Consider the following 18,288-nt stretch of genomic DNA (forward strand, 5'->3'; position numbering starts at 1 on the left):
ACTAAAAATATAGATCATTCGCTTTCCGTCAAAAGTCACAGCCGGTAAAACTAAAAAAGCTACTTTTCACCCCCATGAATTTTCATTAAAAGGTGAAAAGTAGCTTTTATTGTAAACATCCTTAGTTAAGTGATTCAGTTGCTCCTGTGCCTGTTCCAAGATACTCCTTCAACCCATCGACAATACCTTCGGCGATCTTCTCCTGTGTTTCTTCTGTGAACATGGCTGCTTCATTTGATAGATTACTAAGGTAGCCACATTCCAGCAATACAGCGGGCATTTGTGATTTTCTCGTCACCACATGGTTTGCCACCTTAATGCCGTTATCCTTGAACTCGGTTGCCGCTACAAGATGCTTGTGCATGATCGTGGCCAAGCTCAAACTTTCCTGACGTGCATAATAGGTTTCAGAGCCATTGGCTTTTCCGTTATTAGAAGCTGGCATACTGTTACCATGAATGGATACAAACACGCTTGCCTGTTGACTATTAGCGAGTTGTGGTCGTTCATCCAGCGTGGGATACGTATCTCCATTGCGAGTCAATACGATTTGAATATCAGGATCATTTTGCAGAAGCTGCTCGACCTTTAACGCTACCGCCAATGCAAATTCCTTTTCATGTCGCCCAGTCACACTACCTGCTCCAGGGTCCTTACCACCATGTCCGGGATCAATGACGACGATTCGCCGTCCTTCGACATTCGTTGGTGCCATCACCTCCGGGTTCACACTACTCTCAAGCAACTGAAGGGTGACTTCACCTGCGCTGTTTTTAGAGAGATCGTAATCATGTGCTTGATTCAAAGCAATGACGATACGTGCGCCCCCTTTTGTTCCATCCGCAGGAGCGAATCTGATTTCCTGTACATCCTTGCTGTCACTATTCGTCAACGCCCGTGTGCCATCGCTACGAATCGGGAACGACTGGAGAAAGTCTGCGGCCAGTGAAGCCTCTGGTAAATCTACAACAATACGGTCAGGCCCCCTCATTTTGGATACTTTAGGGGTTATATCTTTGTTCAGAGAAATCTTTAACGTTTCACCCTCAAAAGTAATATTTTGTACAAGCAACGCATTTGCTGTGGTCTGTTCTGTATTTTGCTGCTTGGTTGGTGAAGATGCGGCTTCAGTATGCTTGTCTGCTTCAACTGGGTTTATTGTCGTCGCTGTTGCTAAAGACGTTTTATTGGTGCTAGTTGTACTCTGTGTTGACGTTTGCGACGATGGTTGGGATTGAGACTGTTTATTCGCTTGTTGAGTCGCAGCCTTTTGACTGAGATTTACGGATTTACTTTCATTATTCCAATCTACTTTTAGCCCCATTTGCTCCCCAACAAAACGCAATGGAACCATGGTCGAGCTGCCCCGAAGCACAGGAGGTGCATCCAGACTAACTGTTTTTCCGTTCACATCAGCCGATGTACGGCCTACATACATAGACATATCGGTACTGTTTTTTTGGATTGAGATTTTATAGGCTTGTGGTTCCCACTTGAACTGATACCCCAACTGCTCCCCAACCACCCGGAGCGGTACCATGATTTTTCCATTAACCATTTCAGGTTTGGCATCTGCAGGCGCTTCCACCCTTTTGCCATCTAAAAACAAATCTGCTCCAGCCGCATTCACATGAGGGGAGGACGGCCACAACCAAATCAAGATAGCCGCTAGTATCACCCAACCATATTTCTTCATCCTCATTCCCCTAACTTATATATGTATTTTTGGTATTTCTCACAGACACAGTCCTTCAACCAATTTACATTTACAATACCATGCTGAGTCGAACCGTCAACCCCTTATTTTCCAATTTATTTTTTTGAGCATGATAAAAGCCCGCAGGCAAAAGAATTGCCAGTACGGGCTTTCTGTCTAACAAATGAGCAAGCTATATGGCTTCGTAATGATACTGAACTTGGAATTATGATTATGCGCCTTGTTTCGCAGCGCGTTTTTGTTCATACGCCAGAATTTCAGATTCATGCTGGAGCGTCAGGCCAATATCGTCCAAGCCTTGCAGCAGGAACTGGCGGCGATGTTCATCCAGATCGAATTCAATTCGCAGACCATAGTCGTCAGTGATTGTTTTTTCATTCAGGTCTACGTTCAATTGGTAGTTATCATGCTGCGCCGTACGCTGGAACAATTCCTCTACTTGCTCTTCAGACAGCTTGATCGGCAATATACCATTTTTAAAACAGTTATTATAGAAGATATCTGCATAAGACGGAGCAATTACACAACGAAACCCATAGTCCATAATCGCCCACGGCGCATGCTCACGTGAGGAACCGCAGCCAAAGTTAGCGCGAGAGATCAGCACAGATGCCCCTGCATAACGAGGCTTGTTCGGTTCAAATTCAGGATTGATATTGCCCGCTTCATCAAACCGCCACTCGTAGAACAGAAACTGTCCAAAGCCCGTACGTTCAATTCGTTTCAAAAACTGCTTAGGAATAATAGCATCTGTGTCCACGTTCACCCGATCCACAGGTGCTACAATTCCTTTTAATGTTGTGAAAGCTTCCATCGTAATTCCTCCTCTGTATCCTAGCGGACTACTTCTTCCTGCTTGAATTTCCAATCCCGTACATCAACAAAATGCCCATGAATCGCCGCAGCGGCTGCCATTGCTGGAGATACCAGATGAGTCCGTCCTCCGCGTCCCTGACGACCTTCAAAGTTACGATTAGAGGTCGAAGCACAACGCTGTCCCGGTTGCAGTACGTCTGGATTCATCGCAAGACACATACTGCATCCCGCTTCACGCCACTCAAATCCTGCTTCTTTAAAAATGACGTCCAGTCCTTCTTCTTCAGCCTGAATTTTCACACGACCCGAACCTGGTACGACGATGGCCGTTACTTTGTCAGAAACCTTGTAACCTTTGGCAACTTCAGCGGCTGCACGCAAATCTTCAATTCGCCCGTTGGTGCAGGAGCCGATAAACACATAATCAATCGCAATATCCGTGATCGGAGTACCTGGCTTCAAATCCATATATTCAAGCGCTTTTTCAGCTGCTTTACGTTCATTTTCGGTTGGCAGTTCTGCCGGAATCGGTACGGTTGAGGAAATATCTGTCCCCATACCCGGGCTGGTGCCCCAGGTTACTTGCGGAATCAAAGCATCTACGTCAAACTCCAGCACGACATCAAACTCAGCGCCTTCATCTGTGACAAGCTCTTTCCACTCAGCAACCGCTTGCTCAAAAGCAGCTCCTTGTGCTACATGTTGACGTCCACGCAAGTAATTGAAGGTGGTTTCGTCCGGTGCAATCATTCCTGCTCTGGCTCCGCCTTCAATGGACATGTTACACACAGTCATGCGCTCTTCCATGCTCAATTCGCGGATGGATTCACCTGTGTACTCAATAACATAGCCTGTAGCGAAATCTGTACCGTATTTGGCGATGACACCCAAAATCATGTCCTTCGCTGTTACACCAGGTTTGCGGCGGCCTACAAAGCGAACTTCCATCGTTTTGGCTTTGGCTTGCTGGAGACATTGTGTTGCCATTACGTGCTCTACCTCACTGGTTCCGATACCAAAAGCGAGTGCTCCGAACGCCCCGTGTGTGGAGGTATGGCTATCACCACAAACAATCGTTTTGCCCGGATGAGTGAGACCAAGTTCAGGCCCCATAACGTGAACGACGCCTTGGTCCACCGTATCCAGATCATACAGTGTGACACCGAAATCACGGCAATTTTGAGTTAATGTATCGATCTGCTGCTTGGAAATCGGGTCCGTAATATTGTAACGGTCCTTAGTCGGCACGTTATGATCCATCGTTGCAAACGTAAGCTCTGGACGACGCACCTGACGGCCGCTAAGACGTAATCCCTCAAACGCCTGTGGCGATGTTACCTCATGTACGAGGTGAAGATCAATGTACAAAATACTCGGCTTACCCGCTTCCTGATAGATGACATGGTTATCCCAAATTTTCTCGAACATGGTCTTTTTACTCATCATTATTCACCCCTGTGTTTTTCGAACCTAGTGGAGAGAAGCTACGGCTCTCTCTTGAATGTCAACAATATACCACGGGATATTTAATTGGTCTAAGATATGATATCTATAGAAGTGATAGGTTAAGGCTATAAGGATGGATAAGGTGAATATAGGCGGTTCATTGCACTGTTTCTCTATCAGTCTTTATTGTAATTTCAGCCGCTCCGGCGTGGATCAGGCGTCGTTAAGGGTTATTCCCCTGCCTACTCCGGAAAAGCGGCTGAAGGTCATTCTGCTGTTTTCAAAACGTTGTTGTTTCACCAACTTCTTTAGGGTTGGGGACGGGCCGAACGGCGAACCTTATAAATTCCTCAGGACCTAATGTAGCTATGCTTAAGAAATTGAATTCAACCCGCTTTAGTAATTATGATCAAAAGGATAAAAAGTACAGGCTAAACAGCAATTCGAAAAATTGCCGGTGGTGGAGCTTAAGAATCTTTAAAAATGAATTAATTTCAAGATGATTACCAGCAAAATGAACAGTGCCAAGACAGCAGCAATCGATGTCCAAACTCTTCCTGTGATTCCCTCGTAGTCTCTTTTCGTTTCCCCCACACGTAACACCTCCTTTATTTTAGGGTACTATACTCCATAGGCTATGCGAGGTCTTGGTTAAAGGAAGGGCTTCTTAACAAAAAAAGCTCGCTGACCCATTAAGGTCAGCTGAGCTTTTTGATTTATTTAGAGTATTCACTTACTTCAAACGTAAGGATACGATCAAACAGCATGTAGTCCTTGCGGCTGCTGAATGGGCCTTTATTGTTATCGTGCTTGTTAATGGCGTATGAAGCCGATCCAGAACCTGCCTGCTTTCCCTCATACCAAGTAATAAAGTCGTTCACCTCTTTCATGCTTAGGTCGAATTCTTTTTCCAATCCTGTTGTCATGGTGACTACCAAAATTGCATGGTTTCCTGTTGGTTGCTCAGGATCAGTTTGACCGCCTCCTCCTTATGGAGTAGAAGACGCTTCGTTGGAATTCAGAATCAACGCCATTCACAATACCCTCCGCTACTTCTCTTCTAATACTCTTTACAATCACCCTTACGCATGTAACTAACAATTTTCATTGACTCTAACTGGTAATAAAGCTTAAAAGTTTTAAAAAACACATGTTAATATTATACATATAATATAGCTTACATACACTAAAGAGGCCCCTCACCTGTGTAGCCAGTAGGTTGTCACCGATGCTTTCGGATCACACAACCGTGCTTCCGATGTGTTGTAATAAGAATAAATGAGTTGGGTAATTCTGTAAATATTTATATGTATAGTTTATGCTGATCACATCAAGATAGTTATTCGGTGAATTCTGTGGTAATTCCTGTACTGAAGAAAGCTCTGCTAACCTTATGGTCGGCAGAGCTTTCTTTTGCTTTAGAATCCCCCAATTTGTACAAGGGTCTGAATAAGCTGATCATGATTGTGGGCGGGTACAGTTATAAAAAACAAAAAGCTACTCGCAACAATTAACAATGCCATTTTTTTCAACATTACTTAACCACACCTTTTCAATTAGATTGGAGAACTCTGTTTTGATTTCAGGAGTCGCATGGACTTGAAAACGCATAAACAGACCAATACAATTTATAAAGTTTGTTTCATTAGTTATTATATGTGACTTTGCCATTGCATACATCAAGTATTTAAAGCCATCACTGTATTTCACCCGATGTAAATAATAATGAGCCATTTCATAAGCAAACCATGCGAAATAGTCTGGTATTACTTGTTGGGTATATATATCAGATGATGTTGGGAGTTGAGAAAATGAATTAATATTCGTTTCAAAACGTGAAAGAACATCATCCACATCTATTTCATATCGGTTAGCCGCTATCATAACGTTCAACAGCTTTGAGAGTTTCTCATTTTCGTTAGCGGTTGATGTTGCCGCTATATATTCAACATAGTCTGGCAGCACGCTAACATCTCCAGACAGGAGTTTATTGACGTACGTGTTACCTTCTGCCCACTGACTGAACAAGTTTACCCAGTGTTGAGTATCTTCATCAGTCTCTTTGACCCAATCTAAATTCGCATAGGCGTATGTATATTGTAAAGCTTGTTGATAATCGCCTTGGGCTTCACAAACACTAGCACACAACAAATCGGCGTAAGCAATGTATCCAAATAACGGACCTCTAGTTTCCTTTTCATGCTCCCTATTCTTTCGATTCTTCTGCTGATGCTTTATGAAATATTGCACTTCCGCTTTCCCTCTCATTTGCCTTGCCATTTCCTCAACCTTGTCCCACTTACGCAAAGACCTATACACGTTCGCCAAATCCTTCAATGCGTCAAGTTGGTCCATTTCATCCAGACGTTCAATGTAAGGCTCGAACAACGTAGCTGCCTTGAGGTTGCGACTTTGATCGTCACCAACCTGAATCGTGAACATTCGATACTGACAGATCGCCAATCGTTCAGAATGTTGGTACTTCTCCGTTTCAGCTACACCCTCATAGAACAGTAACGCAGCATCATGTCGTCCCTGTGCTAATAGCACTTCTGCCATATCAAATAGTTTAGGCGAATAGAGTAGGTTGTCCATAATGGTTCCTACCACTCGACGGATCGCATCCAGCTTGTCCAATTCCGCACAACGATACAAAAATGGCTCGATTCGTCTCATATTCGGGGGGGTGTCGATGATGTAGTTTTCTATAAATAGGTCGTAAAAGTATCCTTCTGGTAAACCCATAGCCTCGGTAATGCGATCTATCTGGTTAACAGACATAGATTTATTGCCTGACACTATGCTACTTACTATCCCCCTATTCATGCCCGCTATATGCCCAAACTCCATCATGCTCAAACCTTCTTGCTTAAGATATTGTTCCAATTCTGCTCTAATCGTGGGTGTAACTTTCATAGATAAACCACCCTCCATACAGAAGTACCAATATTTATATATTATCACACTCTATTGTTGTCCATAATTTAACAGTTGTCAATAATTTTTATTTATTTGCATCGAATGTCGAAGTATATAAAATAAGCAGTTCCAAAGAGTCCTTTTGAATTGCAGTCAAATATCCTACCACTGTTACCCTTGAGACTTATGGTAATGGAAATATAAGCCTTCAAAAAAGCAGACACTTACATTGATCTTGACTGTACAAAAGTATGGAAGGTTACTTGCTGAGTGGGACTACAAAAATCCGCTGAATTAACAGAGGCTTTTCATACCTGTATCTTAAATTAGTTTTGCTGCTATAACGCTACGAGTTTTAAAGAGAAATATTGTTCGGTGAATATAAAGTTGTAGACGGACAATACGTCATTAAGCTAACGGGCAGTTTAACTTGATTGGTGATATTATGCTACTCTAATATAAATAAGCAAATAATTTAATCAAGAGGTGTAATAATGCGGTTTCATGAATTTTATATCGGACAAGTATTTAAAACTAAGTCTTTAAAATTAACTAAAGAGGACATTACCAGATTTGCAAGGGAGTTTGACCCGCAATATATGCATTTAGATGAAGAGAAAGCATTACAAGGCAGATTTAATGGAATTATCGCTTCAGGAATTCAAACATTAGCTGTTTCTTTTAAGCTTTGGGTTGAAACAGGCAGTTACGGTGATGAGGTTATTGCTGGAACTGCTATGAATAATATTAAATTTATTAAACCAGTATATCCAGGCGACGAATTGTACACCATTGTTGAAGTGATTGGAGTAAAAGAGAAGAGGAATGGAACAGGACTCGTTACTGTATTGCTGTCGACTTTCAACAACAAAGAGGAGCAAGTTTTTGAAGGCGATTTAACCGTTCTGGTTAAACAGTAAAGTTTCATAAAAAATCAATTATTACAGGTTTGAAGAGGTCCATGCATTTTAACACGGACCTCTTCTCTTTATTCTAACGTGGCTTGACTTGCGGCTTCATGTTCAGCCACACATTGCAGTAAATCCTTCTAAGCCATCATTTGGCGACCTTGACGTTGCCCTTCTCCAATTGAATTTCATATAGATTTTACATCTTGAACCTGTACTTTACCACCATTTTGGATAACATATCTATGCCTTCTGGTGTTCGACTAGCATTTCCGTCCAATGTAATAATAATAAATTGATATTGCAAATCATATAAATGAATAATTTACTATTAAATCTCTGAGATTCGCACTGTGCTATTTCAGTATAGAGGGCTGAGAATGCCATTTACTAATCTCAGCCCATATTATGTCATTCAGCTGCTTTTGTATTGGAGCTGTACAAACAATACGACGGAATGAGAAGCATCATACAAACCATAGAGGTATAGCTACTTCAAGAGCGGTCTAATCTATGTAAATTTTTGGTTCAGTGTAATGAATTTCACATCTTTCCGGGTCAACCTGTTCTACCATAGAAGGGTGATACGCCGTGCTGGGCAGACCACTTTGGTCGGGACGGTTACGTCTTGTTCTAAAACCAGCTACACAGGCTGCCTGGCATGCGCGGCAAGTACGCCTTTATTTTGATTCGAAGCGGAGTGTCCAGATGTTGAATACCGAATTGGAATACCGTGAGCGCATCAGGAAGTTGGCCGTATGTATTGTCAAGCACTACCGTGGAAAAGGACCGGACAACGTCAAGGTTTCACTGGATTCGCCGCTCCGGATTACGGTAGAAATTCGAGGTACATTGTCTAATTTGTCCGAAATTCTCGTTCATGAAGGGGCCGAGGACAAGGTCAGGGAATATTGGAACGTCCTTCGTCCTTATCTGGAAAAGGAGTTTATGAACGAAGCCGAAAAAACACTCGGCAGTCCCTTCACTTATACTTGGGAGGTCTGCCCCTCCGTCCATGGAGACGGACACATTATCATTACTCTAGAACTACAACACATACACCGGTTGGATTAGCGGGAAGGAGCTTGTCTCCTCGCTCGCGGATAAGCCAGTACAGGATGCAGCGTAAAGCGGCATTTTTGTATTGGCTTTTTTTATGTTACGAGTTTCATCTATTTCATATAAAAGAGGTGCTGCACTTATGGCAGACAAGGTATTGACCGTATGTCCCTACTGTGGGAGCGGTTGTCAGCTTCATTTGCTGGTGGAAAAAGGACAGGTAATTGGCGCAGAGCCGGCTGGTGGTCGTACGAATGAAGGAACGTTGTGTCTGAAAGGACACTATGGATGGGATTTTTTGAATGACCCGCAAATTCTGACTGCACGCTTGCGCAAGCCCATGATTCGCAAAAATGGAGTTATGGAGGAAGTGGAGTGGAAGGAAGCCATTCAATATACTGCCGAACGGCTGTCAGCAATTAAGGAAAAATACGGACCCGACTCCATTATGGGAACGGGCTCCGCACGCGGTCCGGGAAATGAAGCCAATTATGTCATGCAAAAGTTCATGCGGGCGGTCATTGGCACGAACAATATTGACCATTGCGCTCGTGTATGCCACGGCCCTTCTGTGGCAGGTTTGACTTACTCGCTCGGTGATGGAGCTATGTCCAACTCTATTCCTGAAATTGAACACTCAGATCTCATTTTCGTGTTTGGATATAATGCACCCGAAACACATCCGATCGTCGCAAGACGCATTGTAGCTGCCAAGCAAAGAGGCGCCAAAATTATTGTATGCGATCCGCGCATGACCGAAACAGCTCGTATTTCGAATATGTGGCTACCCCTAAAGGGCGGTTCGAACATGGCTTTGGTGAACGCTTTTGGTCATGTACTTGTGCATGAAGGACTGTACGACAAACGATATGTGGAAGCAAACACAGAAGGCTTTGCCGAATACGTAGACAGTATTAAAAAGTATACTCCCGAATATGCGGAAGGCATCACGGGGGTCAAGGCGGCCGACATCCGGGCGGCTATGAGGGAATATGCAAAGGCCCCTACCGCTACAATTTTGTACGGAATGGGCGTATGTCAATTTTCACAGGCCGTTGATGTGGTAAAGGGGCTCGCTTCCCTTGCACTGTTGACGGGAAATCTGGGCAAGCCGAATGTGGGTATCGGACCAGTACGGGGACAAAACAATGTACAGGGTTCCTGCGACATGGGTGCTTTGCCGAATGTGTATCCCGGCTATCAGGATGTAACAGACAACACAGTCCGCAAAAAGTTTGAAAAAGCATGGGGTGTTGAGCTGCCGCGTAAAAAAGGCTATCCACTTACAGAGGTACCGCACCTCATCCTGAAAGAGAACAAGCTGAAAGCTTATTACATTTTCGGCGAGGACCCTGTACAAAGTGATCCGAACGCCGCCGAGTTGCGTGAAGCCCTAGACCAATTGGAATTTGTCGTCGTCCAGGATATTTTCATGAACAAAACAGCGCTGCACGCTGATGTCATCCTCCCTTCTACTGCCTGGGGCGAGCATGACGGTGTATATTCTTCGGCAGATCGGGGCTTTCAGCGCATCCGTAAGGCCGTTGAGCCACAGGGTGATGTAAAGCCAGACTGGGCTATTATTAGCGAGGTTGCTACCGCCATGGGCTATCCTATGTCCTATGCAAACACAGAAGAAATTTGGGATGAAATGCGTAGCCTCAGCCCATTATTCTCCGGTGCCAGCTACCAAAAAATGGAGCAGCAAGGCGGCGTGCAATGGCCCTGCCCTACTGAGGATCATCCAGGTACACCGTATTTATATAAAGGAAATCAATTTTCGACACCTAGTGGCAAAGGCAGATTATTCGCCTGCGAATGGCGTCCGCCACAAGAACAACCGGATGCAAAATACCCGCTTGTCTTGTCCACAGTCCGTGAGGTAGGTCACTATTCCGTTCGTACCATGACTGGCAATTGCCGCGCGCTGCGCCAGTTGTCTGATGAGCCTGGCTTTATTCAGATTAGCCCAGAAGACGGAGCAGATCTGAATATTCTGGATGGCGAAATTGTTGCCATATCCTCCCGTCGGGGACGCATCATGGCACGGGCACAAATCAGTGACCGTGTGCAACAAGGTGCGACCTACATGACCTATCACTGGTGGGTTGGAGCATGCAACGAGCTGACCGCTGATTTTCTCGATCCGGTATCCAAAACCCCGGAATTAAAATACTGTGCCATCCGTCTGGAACGGATCGCCGACCAAGCGCAGGCCGAACGTGATGTACATGAATCGTACCAACGGATTCGCAGACAGATGAACGTCCAGGAAGCTGTTTTGGCTGATAAGGTGACGAGATGAGCGGCACAGGGAATATGATGCACCGTCCGACAGATAACCGGTCAGCTTCGACGAGTAGAATGGGAGCAGCCTGTAGAACAAGCGCTGTTGCTTCTTCTTTTGTAGTCGCAGACGCCGGGCAGTGCATCGGCTGCAAAGCCTGTGAACTGGCGTGCTTCGCCGTTCACAGTCAGGCTAACGGTATAGGAGCTTCGGTCGGAACCGTCAGCGTACCTGTTGTACCCAAGGTGTATGTTGTACGTACAGGGGAGATGTATGTGCCGGTGCAATGCCGGCATTGCGAAAATGCCCCCTGCGCACATGCCTGTCCGGTACAGGCCATTCGTCAGGAGGACGGCGTCGTTATGATTGATGAGGAACGATGTATCGGCTGTACCTCCTGTGTTTTGGCCTGCCCTTTCGGGGCAATTGAGGTGTCTCCGGTCTACCGGGCAGGACACGTTGTAACGCAGTCCGGCCTGACTCACCGCGCAAATCGAGTCGCCCTTCCCCGCACCGCGGCAAGCAAATGCGATCTGTGCGCGGAAACAGAGAACGGACAGCCTGCATGTGTAGATGCCTGCCCGAATCATGTCCTACGGCTGGCCAAAGGTATATCCGACTCGCCTCCAGAGCCTCGGCGGGAAGTATTTTTCCCACGCCTATAAGGTCAAAATCAGCCGCAGAAAGGTAGAAAACCATGTCAACCACAATAGACAAGATCTCTTCACCTCCTTGTATGAAGACGACTGATTGTACAGACCCTGTCATTCATATTGACCCTACGCTCTGCACGGGATGCAGACGTTGTGCTGGGGTTTGTCCAGTAGATGCCATAGAGGGACTACCCGGAGAACCGCAAACCGTTAATGCAGACCGATGTGTTATTTGCGGTCAATGTGTACAAATATGCAGCGTATACGCATCTGACTGGGCAGGTTCATCTCCACAGGAAGGCGCCGCTAGACGGCTGGAACGTATACAAGAACGCGATATGCCTGCCGACATCAGAGAGCCGCTATTCGCTGCCTATTATAGCTACAACTTGAATAAGGTAACCGAGATGATGACCAAACCTGGACAGTTTCGGATCGTCCAATGTGCTCCAGCCATTCGTGTTTCACTCGCGGAGGAATTCGGAATGCCGTTCGGCACCTTGACGCCTGGGAAAATGGCTGCTGCTTTGCGCCGCCTTGGCTTCGACCGGGTATACGACACCAACTTTGGAGCTGACGTGACCATCATGGAGGAAGGCACTGAATTAATTCGTCGCGTGACCGAAGGCGGTCCCTTACCCATGTTCACATCCTGCTGTCCAGCATGGGTCCGATTTGCCGAGATTGAATATCCCGATCTGCTAGACCATCTATCCAGCTGCAAATCTCCGATGCAAATGTTAGGAGCGCTAATCAAATCTTATGGCGCACAACTGGACGAGGTGGAACCTGCGAATATATACAGTGTTGCCATCATGCCCTGTACTTGTAAACAATTTGAATGCGATCGTCCCGAAATGGAATCTGACGGTTACCGTGATGTGGATGAGGTACTGACCACGCGTGAACTTGCATACTGGATCAAGCAGCGCGGAATTGATTTTGCGAACCTGCCTGATGAAGAATTCGATTCACCGTTAGGACAATATTCAGGTGCAGGCTCCATTTTTGGAGTCACCGGAGGAGTCATGGAAGCTGCCATCCGTACAGGTTACGAGCTGCTGACGAATGAAAAACTGCCGAAGCTCCAGCTCGATTTTGTACGTGGTGAGGAAGGCATTCGAGTAGCTGAGGTACAGGTAGGCAAGCTGCAGCTCAAGGTAGCGGTCGTCGCCGGGCTACAACATGCCTATCGGCTACTGGATCGTGTCCAGGCGGGCGAATGTGATTATCATTTTATTGAGGTGATGGGCTGCCCTGCTGGATGTATCAGCGGAGGGGGACAACCCAAGCTCATGTTAGAAAAACAACGAATTGAAGCTTATCGGGCACGTAAATCTTCCATCTATGGACATGATGCTGCACACCAGGTACGAAAATCGCATGAGAACCCTCACATCATCAAACTTTATGATGAATTTCTAGGTGAGCCGCTGGGTCATGTATCGCATCATCTGCTGCATACGACCTTCCAACAACGGGGGCCCGGCAAGCAAAGCCGCAGTAGCACTATTTCCACCAAAGGGGATACGGGTTACTCCATTCATTAATATGTTAAGTTATTTTTATGCTGTATACATTATATTTGTCGTTAGTTAGAGAGGAGTCGAATTGTATGAACCGTTTTGTTTTAGCTGATCCCGATCAGTGTATCGGCTGTCGTACCTGTGAAATCGCATGTGTCATCGCACATTCAGCGGAGAACCCTTTTATCTCGCCAGATGATGAGTTTCATTTTCACCCTCGTCTGAAAGTTATCAAATCATTTGGAGTCACTGCACCCGTTCAGTGTCGTCACTGTGAGGATGCCCCATGCGCCAACGCTTGTCCGAACGGCTCCATTACGAACGCAGATGGCTGCATTCTCATTAATAGCGAAAGCTGCATTGGCTGTAAAACCTGCATGATCGCCTGCCCTTACGGCGCGATTACCATGGTACCCGAGTATCGAAACGGGCAGCCTGTAGTGCAGGACGGATTGTATACCAATATGTCAGGTCGTTTGCAACCCAAAGAACGCATGATTGCTAGCAAATGTGATTTATGCGAAGGTGTCGACGGCGGCCCAGCCTGCATTGGTAAATGTCCAACACAAGCCCTCAGGCTGGTCGAGCCAGATCTGGTTCATGCCCGGGTAGAGGAAAAACGCGCTGCAAGTGCACGTCAGCTACTGCATATGACACGCATTCCGGCAACGGGTCTATGACCGAAGGTTTCCCTCTGCCTACAAATATGCGAACCGAGCGGGATGCGCTAGGAGAGATGGAAATTCCAGCAGATGCCTTTTACGGTATTCACACTGCACGCGCGATGAACAATTTTGCGGTCAGTGGCAGGCCCGTGAACCAAAACTTGATCCACGCTCTTGTGTTGGTAAAAAAAGTAGCCGCTCAAGTAAATGGTGAGCAGAAACGAATTCCTGCCCAACGGGCCTCTGCCATTGTAAATGCCTGCGACGAAATACTCGCCGGGAGGCATCAACATATGTTTACCGTGGATGCCATGCAAGGCGGCGCAGGCACCAGTACCCATATGAATGTAAATGAGGTCATTGCTAATTTGGCCATCGTACAGCTGGGAGGCAGACCAGGGCAGTATGAGATTTTACATCCGCTGGATGATGTGAACTGCTGCCAGTCTACGAATGATGTCTATCCGACAGCGCTACGAATTGCAGCGATACGGCTGCTTCGGCCTTTATGTGACACGATGTCTTCATTACAGGATGCTTTACAGCACAAAGAAACAGAATATGCCGACTTGCTCAAGCTAGGCCGCACTCAGCTAATGGATGCCCTGCCCATGATGGCCGGGCAGGGCTTTGGTGCCTACGCAAAGGCTATAGCGCGCGACCGCTGGCGTCTCTATAAAGCTGAAGAGCGGCTGCGGGAAATCCCTATTGGGGGCACGGCGATTGGCACAGGTATGAACGCGCCCCGCGCATACAGCTATCGGATGGTCGAAAAGCTGGCGGATGAGACTGGCTTTGGACTGAGTCGCAGCGACCACCCGATGGACCCGATTCAAAATATGGATGTCTTTGTGGAGGTGTCCGGTCTACTCAAATCAGCCGCCGTGAATCTTTACAAAATATCTGGCGATTTTCGCCTACTGGCCTCTGGTCCTTTCGGTGGTATTGGCGAATACACGCTGCCTCCAGTTCAGGCGGGATCCTCTATTATGCCTGGTAAGGTCAATCCGGTAATAGCTGAAATGGCAGGACTCACAGCCATGCGTGTGATAGCCGAAGATGCGGCTATCACTATGGCCGCTGCCTCCGGTCAGTTGGAGCTAAACGCATTCCTGCCGCTGATTGCCGAATCGCTGCTGGAATCGCTACATATTCTGAACAACGCGGTTCGACTATTCGAGGAGCGATGTGTGCGCGGCCTGATCGTGCGTGAGGAACGCTGTACTACAAATCTGCGTAACTCAGCCGTGATGGCTTCTGCGCTGGTCGCGGAGCTTGGCTATGATGAAGCTGCCTCTATTGCATCTGCAGCCATTGTGCAAGGTCGCGCACCAGAGGATATTGTAGAAGATCGCGGCCTACTGACCCGTTCGCGGATTGACCAATTATGCCATCCCTATACAGTAACCAAGCCCGGAATTCCGGGACAGGAAGAAGGAACTCACCATGGGAATGAATGATACCCCTCGTAGCAATCGACCACATATCGTCCTGCTCGGTCGCCGCAACGCAGGCAAATCCAGCATTCTGAACACCCTGACTGGTCAGCCCGTCGCTGTGGTATCTCCTGTAGGAGGAACGACCACGGACCCCGTTTTCAAACCAATGGAGCTGCTCCCAGCGGGTCCCATTGTTCTGGTGGATACCGCCGGACTGGACGATGAGGGTGAGATCGGGGAGCTGCGCCGCAACAAAACGCTCGAAATACTTAATAGTACAGACTTGGCCTTGCTCGTTATCGACGCCACCGTTGGTGTCGGACCATTCGAGCATGAGCTACTCGAAAAGCTCCGCACCAAAAAGATTCCTGTTATTGGGGTATTGAATAAGATAGATACCCTGACTGAATCAGATAATACCGCTACAAAGCTGGCAACTGAACTGGATCTCACCCTGATTCCTTTCAGTGCATCTTTGCTTTGGGGAGACACGGAACTGAAAAAAGCTATTACTAATACGCTCCCTCAAAACGAGGATCGTTTCCGTATCGTCGGTGACCTGTTGTCACCCGGCGATGTTGTTGTGCTGGTCGTTCCCATCGACAAAGCTGCACCAAAAGGCCGATTGATCCTGCCACAGCAGCAAACAATCCGCGATACACTAGAGAGTGATGCCATCGCTGTAGTGACCAAAGAACATGAACTACGATTGACGCTGGAGAGATTGGGACGCAAGCCTCGCTTGGTCATTACCGATTCACAGGTTTTTATGAAAGTAGCGGCCGACACGCCTAAGGATGTGCCTCTTACCTCTTTTTCCATCCTGTTTGCCCGTCATAAAGGCGATCTGGACGAACTGGTACGAGGTGCAAGAGCCATTGATCGCCTCAAGGATGGAGACCGTGTACTCATTGCCGAAGCCTGCACTCACCAATGCCAATCTGACGATATTGGTCGAGTGAAAATTCCCCGCTGGCTCCGCCAAACGATAGGCAAACGTCTCATCATCAAGCATGCATCCGGCTCCAGCTTCCCTGATGATCTGAGCGAATACGCACTGGTTATTCATTGCGGTGCATGCATGCTCAATCGGCGTACGATGCTTCATCGAATGTCGGAAACCAAAGCTGCCGGAGTGCCGATTGTGAACTATGGTATTTTCATCGCTTATGTACAGGGGGTCTTTCCCCGTGCTATTGAATGCTTCCCATCTGCTATGCTGGCATGGGAGCAAGCTGTAGAAGCCGGCAGTTATTCCTAAAAGGCCTCATCTCATCATTAATATTTTTTTCCAGACACACAAAAGCAGCCGCGCTGATTCCAACGCGACTGCTTTTTATTTTCAAGTTCTATTATAAATCATGAGAATTTTCATAGCGTGAAATGATATTACGAATAATATAAATTGCTAAAAATACAAATCGCGCTCGCCTGCTTCCAGTCGTTCCAGTCTGTCAAGCGTCAAACGGCGTGTCGATTCACGTGGTATACGCTCCAGATTTTCTCGCAGAGCGGCAGCTCCCAGTTCACGTGCCTCCTCATCCCCATAATCCAGCAGATATTCTTGAAAGGTAAGCAGCGAATTCGGCTGGCACACATTATGAATTTGTCCTGATTTGGCAAGCTCCATGAAACGATCTCCTGTTCGCCCCTCACGATAGCAAGCTGTGCAGTAGCTCGGCATATATCCACCACGGCACAAACTTTTAATAATTTCCGATGGTGAGCGATGATCCCCCACCTCAAATTGAGGCTTATCATCAGTTTCCTGTTTTGCATATGCCCCTACGCCTGTAGCTGAACCTGCACTAATCTGCGACACGCCTAGACCAATGACGCGGTCTCTATATTCCGGCTCCTCGCGAGTGGACAGGATCATACCAGCATAAGGGACAGCCAGTCGAAGAACAGATACAATTTTCATAAAATCCTCATCGTTGACCAGGTACGGATATCGCTCCAGATCTACATTTTCAGCCGGACGCAATCGTGGAACTGAAACCGTATGAGGGCCACAGCCAAAGGCTTCTTCCAAGTGTTCGGCATGTTTCAGCATCGCTACGGTCTCATAGCGGAAATCATACAAGCCGTACAACACACCGATCCCCACATCATCTATACCCGCACGCATGGCTCTGTCCATTGCGGTGGTGTGCCAATCAAAGTCCCGCTTTGGTCCCTGCAGGTGGAATTTACGATAGCTTTCCCGATGATACGTTTCCTGAAATAAAATATACGTACCAATGCCCACCTCTGCCAGCTTCCGATAGTCCTCCTCGGTTGTGGATGCAATATTCACATTGATCCGCCGAATGCTGCCGTTATCTACCTTGACCTCATAGATCTGGCGCAGACAATCGACGATATAGTCAATGGGACAATGGACTGGGTCTTCCCCCGCTTCCAGCACGAGCCGCTTGTGTCCCAGTTCTTGAAGCACTCTAACCTCCTCCACCAATTCCTCCGGTGTCAGACGGCTACGAGTAAAGCTGTCATTGGTATGTTTATAACCACAATATTCGCAGTTATTCACGCAGTGGTTGCTTACATATAAAGGGGCGAACAGCACAATCCGGTTGCCATAAATTTGTTCTTTGACTGCTCTCGAAGATTTGAACATCTCTTCCAATAATTCAGGATCATCCACATGCAAAAGAGCCGCCGCTTCACTCGCACTCAGTCCCCGGCAGGCTCTCCCCTTTTCTAAAATTTCTAAAATACGGTGTCGATCTGTTGCCTCTTGTTTCCCCTGCTCCACTGCTGCCATAATCTCTGCTTCATTAATAAAATCCGCCGACACTTTCTCCCGTACTCCACTCACGTATACCCATCTCCTTATTTATGGTTACTGCA

At 46.8% G+C, this 18,288-nt stretch carries 14 protein-coding genes and 1 pseudogene; 8 read left to right on the forward strand and 7 right to left on the reverse strand.

Features of this window, described 5'->3' with window-relative positions; genetic code table 11:
- Positions 1-121: 121 nt before the first annotated feature.
- From T3H97_RS14515 to T3H97_RS14540, 6 genes and pseudogenes are all read right to left on the reverse strand, one after another.
- The gene (locus T3H97_RS14515; RefSeq protein ID WP_328800089.1) at positions 122-1,696 is read right to left on the reverse strand and encodes an N-acetylmuramoyl-L-alanine amidase; all 1,575 of its coding nucleotides are present in this window, start codon (positions 1,694-1,696) and stop codon (positions 122-124) included.
- 232 nt (positions 1,697-1,928) lie between these two features.
- Entirely contained in the window at positions 1,929-2,531 is a 603-nt protein-coding gene (gene leuD / locus T3H97_RS14520; RefSeq protein WP_104496924.1) for a 3-isopropylmalate dehydratase small subunit, read from the reverse strand.
- A gap of 20 nt (positions 2,532-2,551) precedes the next feature.
- Positions 2,552-3,976, reverse strand: a complete 1,425-nt coding sequence (gene leuC / locus T3H97_RS14525; RefSeq protein ID WP_069289784.1) for a 3-isopropylmalate dehydratase large subunit — start codon at positions 3,974-3,976, stop codon at positions 2,552-2,554.
- Positions 3,977-4,456: 480 nt separating this feature from the next.
- A complete protein-coding gene (locus tag T3H97_RS14530; protein WP_434784538.1) occupies positions 4,457-4,573 on the reverse strand; it encodes a YjcZ family sporulation protein in 117 nt (38 codons plus the stop codon).
- Between the two features lie 122 nt (positions 4,574-4,695).
- Positions 4,696-4,932 (reverse strand): annotated as a pseudogene (locus T3H97_RS14535) (fibronectin type III domain-containing protein); the annotation flags it as partial.
- A 544-nt stretch (positions 4,933-5,476) separates the two neighbouring features.
- The gene (locus tag T3H97_RS14540) at positions 5,477-6,895 is read right to left on the reverse strand and encodes a transcriptional regulator (protein ID WP_328800090.1); all 1,419 of its coding nucleotides are present in this window, start codon (positions 6,893-6,895) and stop codon (positions 5,477-5,479) included.
- A 497-nt stretch (positions 6,896-7,392) separates the two neighbouring features.
- On the opposite strand from T3H97_RS14540, the gene T3H97_RS14545 reads away from it, so the two are divergent.
- The 8 genes from T3H97_RS14545 to hydF all read left to right on the forward strand — a co-directional run bounded on the left by T3H97_RS14545 (position 7,393) and on the right by hydF (position 16,696).
- A complete protein-coding gene (locus tag T3H97_RS14545) occupies positions 7,393-7,818 on the forward strand; it encodes a MaoC family dehydratase (RefSeq protein ID WP_328800091.1) in 426 nt (141 codons plus the stop codon).
- Positions 7,819-8,397: 579 nt separating this feature from the next.
- Positions 8,398-8,880 (forward strand): DUF2294 domain-containing protein, encoded by a 483-nt coding sequence (locus T3H97_RS14550; protein WP_246773076.1) that lies wholly within the window; start codon positions 8,398-8,400, stop codon positions 8,878-8,880.
- Between the two features lie 127 nt (positions 8,881-9,007).
- Positions 9,008-11,170 (forward strand): formate dehydrogenase subunit alpha, encoded by a 2,163-nt coding sequence (gene fdhF, locus T3H97_RS14555; protein ID WP_134904838.1) that lies wholly within the window; start codon positions 9,008-9,010, stop codon positions 11,168-11,170.
- Positions 11,167-11,817 carry a 4Fe-4S dicluster domain-containing protein gene (locus T3H97_RS14560; RefSeq protein ID WP_328800092.1) on the forward strand — a complete coding sequence of 217 codons (651 nt, stop codon included), beginning with the start codon at positions 11,167-11,169 and terminating at the stop codon, positions 11,815-11,817. Before fdhF ends, T3H97_RS14560 begins: the two co-directional genes overlap by 4 nt.
- A gap of 32 nt (positions 11,818-11,849) precedes the next feature.
- Entirely contained in the window at positions 11,850-13,355 is a 1,506-nt protein-coding gene (locus tag T3H97_RS14565; protein WP_328800093.1) for a [FeFe] hydrogenase, group A, read from the forward strand.
- A gap of 65 nt (positions 13,356-13,420) precedes the next feature.
- The gene (locus T3H97_RS14570) at positions 13,421-14,011 is read left to right on the forward strand and encodes a 4Fe-4S dicluster domain-containing protein (RefSeq protein ID WP_328800094.1); all 591 of its coding nucleotides are present in this window, start codon (positions 13,421-13,423) and stop codon (positions 14,009-14,011) included.
- Complete coding sequence (locus T3H97_RS14575; RefSeq protein ID WP_328800095.1) at positions 14,008-15,456, forward strand: aspartate ammonia-lyase; 1,449 nt, start codon at positions 14,008-14,010, stop codon at positions 15,454-15,456. Before T3H97_RS14570 ends, T3H97_RS14575 begins: the two co-directional genes overlap by 4 nt.
- Entirely contained in the window at positions 15,443-16,696 is a 1,254-nt protein-coding gene (gene hydF, locus T3H97_RS14580; protein ID WP_328800096.1) for a [FeFe] hydrogenase H-cluster maturation GTPase HydF, read from the forward strand. Before T3H97_RS14575 ends, hydF begins: the two co-directional genes overlap by 14 nt.
- Positions 16,697-16,843: 147 nt before the next feature.
- Here the strand turns inward: hydF and hydG are convergent, their stop codons facing one another.
- A complete protein-coding gene (gene hydG / locus T3H97_RS14585) occupies positions 16,844-18,256 on the reverse strand; it encodes a [FeFe] hydrogenase H-cluster radical SAM maturase HydG (protein ID WP_013310651.1) in 1,413 nt (470 codons plus the stop codon).
- Positions 18,257-18,288 lie beyond the last annotated feature (32 nt).

The sequence above is a fragment of the Paenibacillus sp. LX16 genome, from assembly GCF_036252815.1.
GTDB classification, from domain to species: Bacteria; Bacillota; Bacilli; order Paenibacillales; family Paenibacillaceae; genus Paenibacillus; species Paenibacillus polymyxa_B.

Excerpts from the sequence above, each read along its gene's own strand:
- T3H97_RS14515 (WP_328800089.1), bottom strand. The coding sequence starts at position 1,696 with ATGAAGAAATATGGTTGGGTGATACTAGCGGCTATCTTGATTTGGTTG.
- leuD (WP_104496924.1), bottom strand. The coding sequence starts at position 2,531 with ATGGAAGCTTTCACAACATTAAAAGGAATTGTAGCACCTGTGGATCGG.
- fdhF (WP_134904838.1), top strand. The coding sequence starts at position 9,008 with ATGGCAGACAAGGTATTGACCGTATGTCCCTACTGTGGGAGCGGTTGT.
- T3H97_RS14540 (WP_328800090.1), bottom strand. The coding sequence starts at position 6,895 with ATGAAAGTTACACCCACGATTAGAGCAGAATTGGAACAATATCTTAAG.
- T3H97_RS14565 (WP_328800093.1), top strand. The coding sequence starts at position 11,850 with ATGTCAACCACAATAGACAAGATCTCTTCACCTCCTTGTATGAAGACG.
- T3H97_RS14575 (WP_328800095.1), top strand. The coding sequence starts at position 14,008 with ATGACCGAAGGTTTCCCTCTGCCTACAAATATGCGAACCGAGCGGGAT.
- T3H97_RS14545 (WP_328800091.1), top strand. The coding sequence starts at position 7,393 with ATGCGGTTTCATGAATTTTATATCGGACAAGTATTTAAAACTAAGTCT.
- hydF (WP_328800096.1), top strand. The coding sequence starts at position 15,443 with ATGGGAATGAATGATACCCCTCGTAGCAATCGACCACATATCGTCCTG.
- T3H97_RS14570 (WP_328800094.1), top strand. The coding sequence starts at position 13,421 with ATGAACCGTTTTGTTTTAGCTGATCCCGATCAGTGTATCGGCTGTCGT.
- T3H97_RS14560 (WP_328800092.1), top strand. The coding sequence starts at position 11,167 with ATGAGCGGCACAGGGAATATGATGCACCGTCCGACAGATAACCGGTCA.
- leuC (WP_069289784.1), bottom strand. The coding sequence starts at position 3,976 with ATGAGTAAAAAGACCATGTTCGAGAAAATTTGGGATAACCATGTCATC.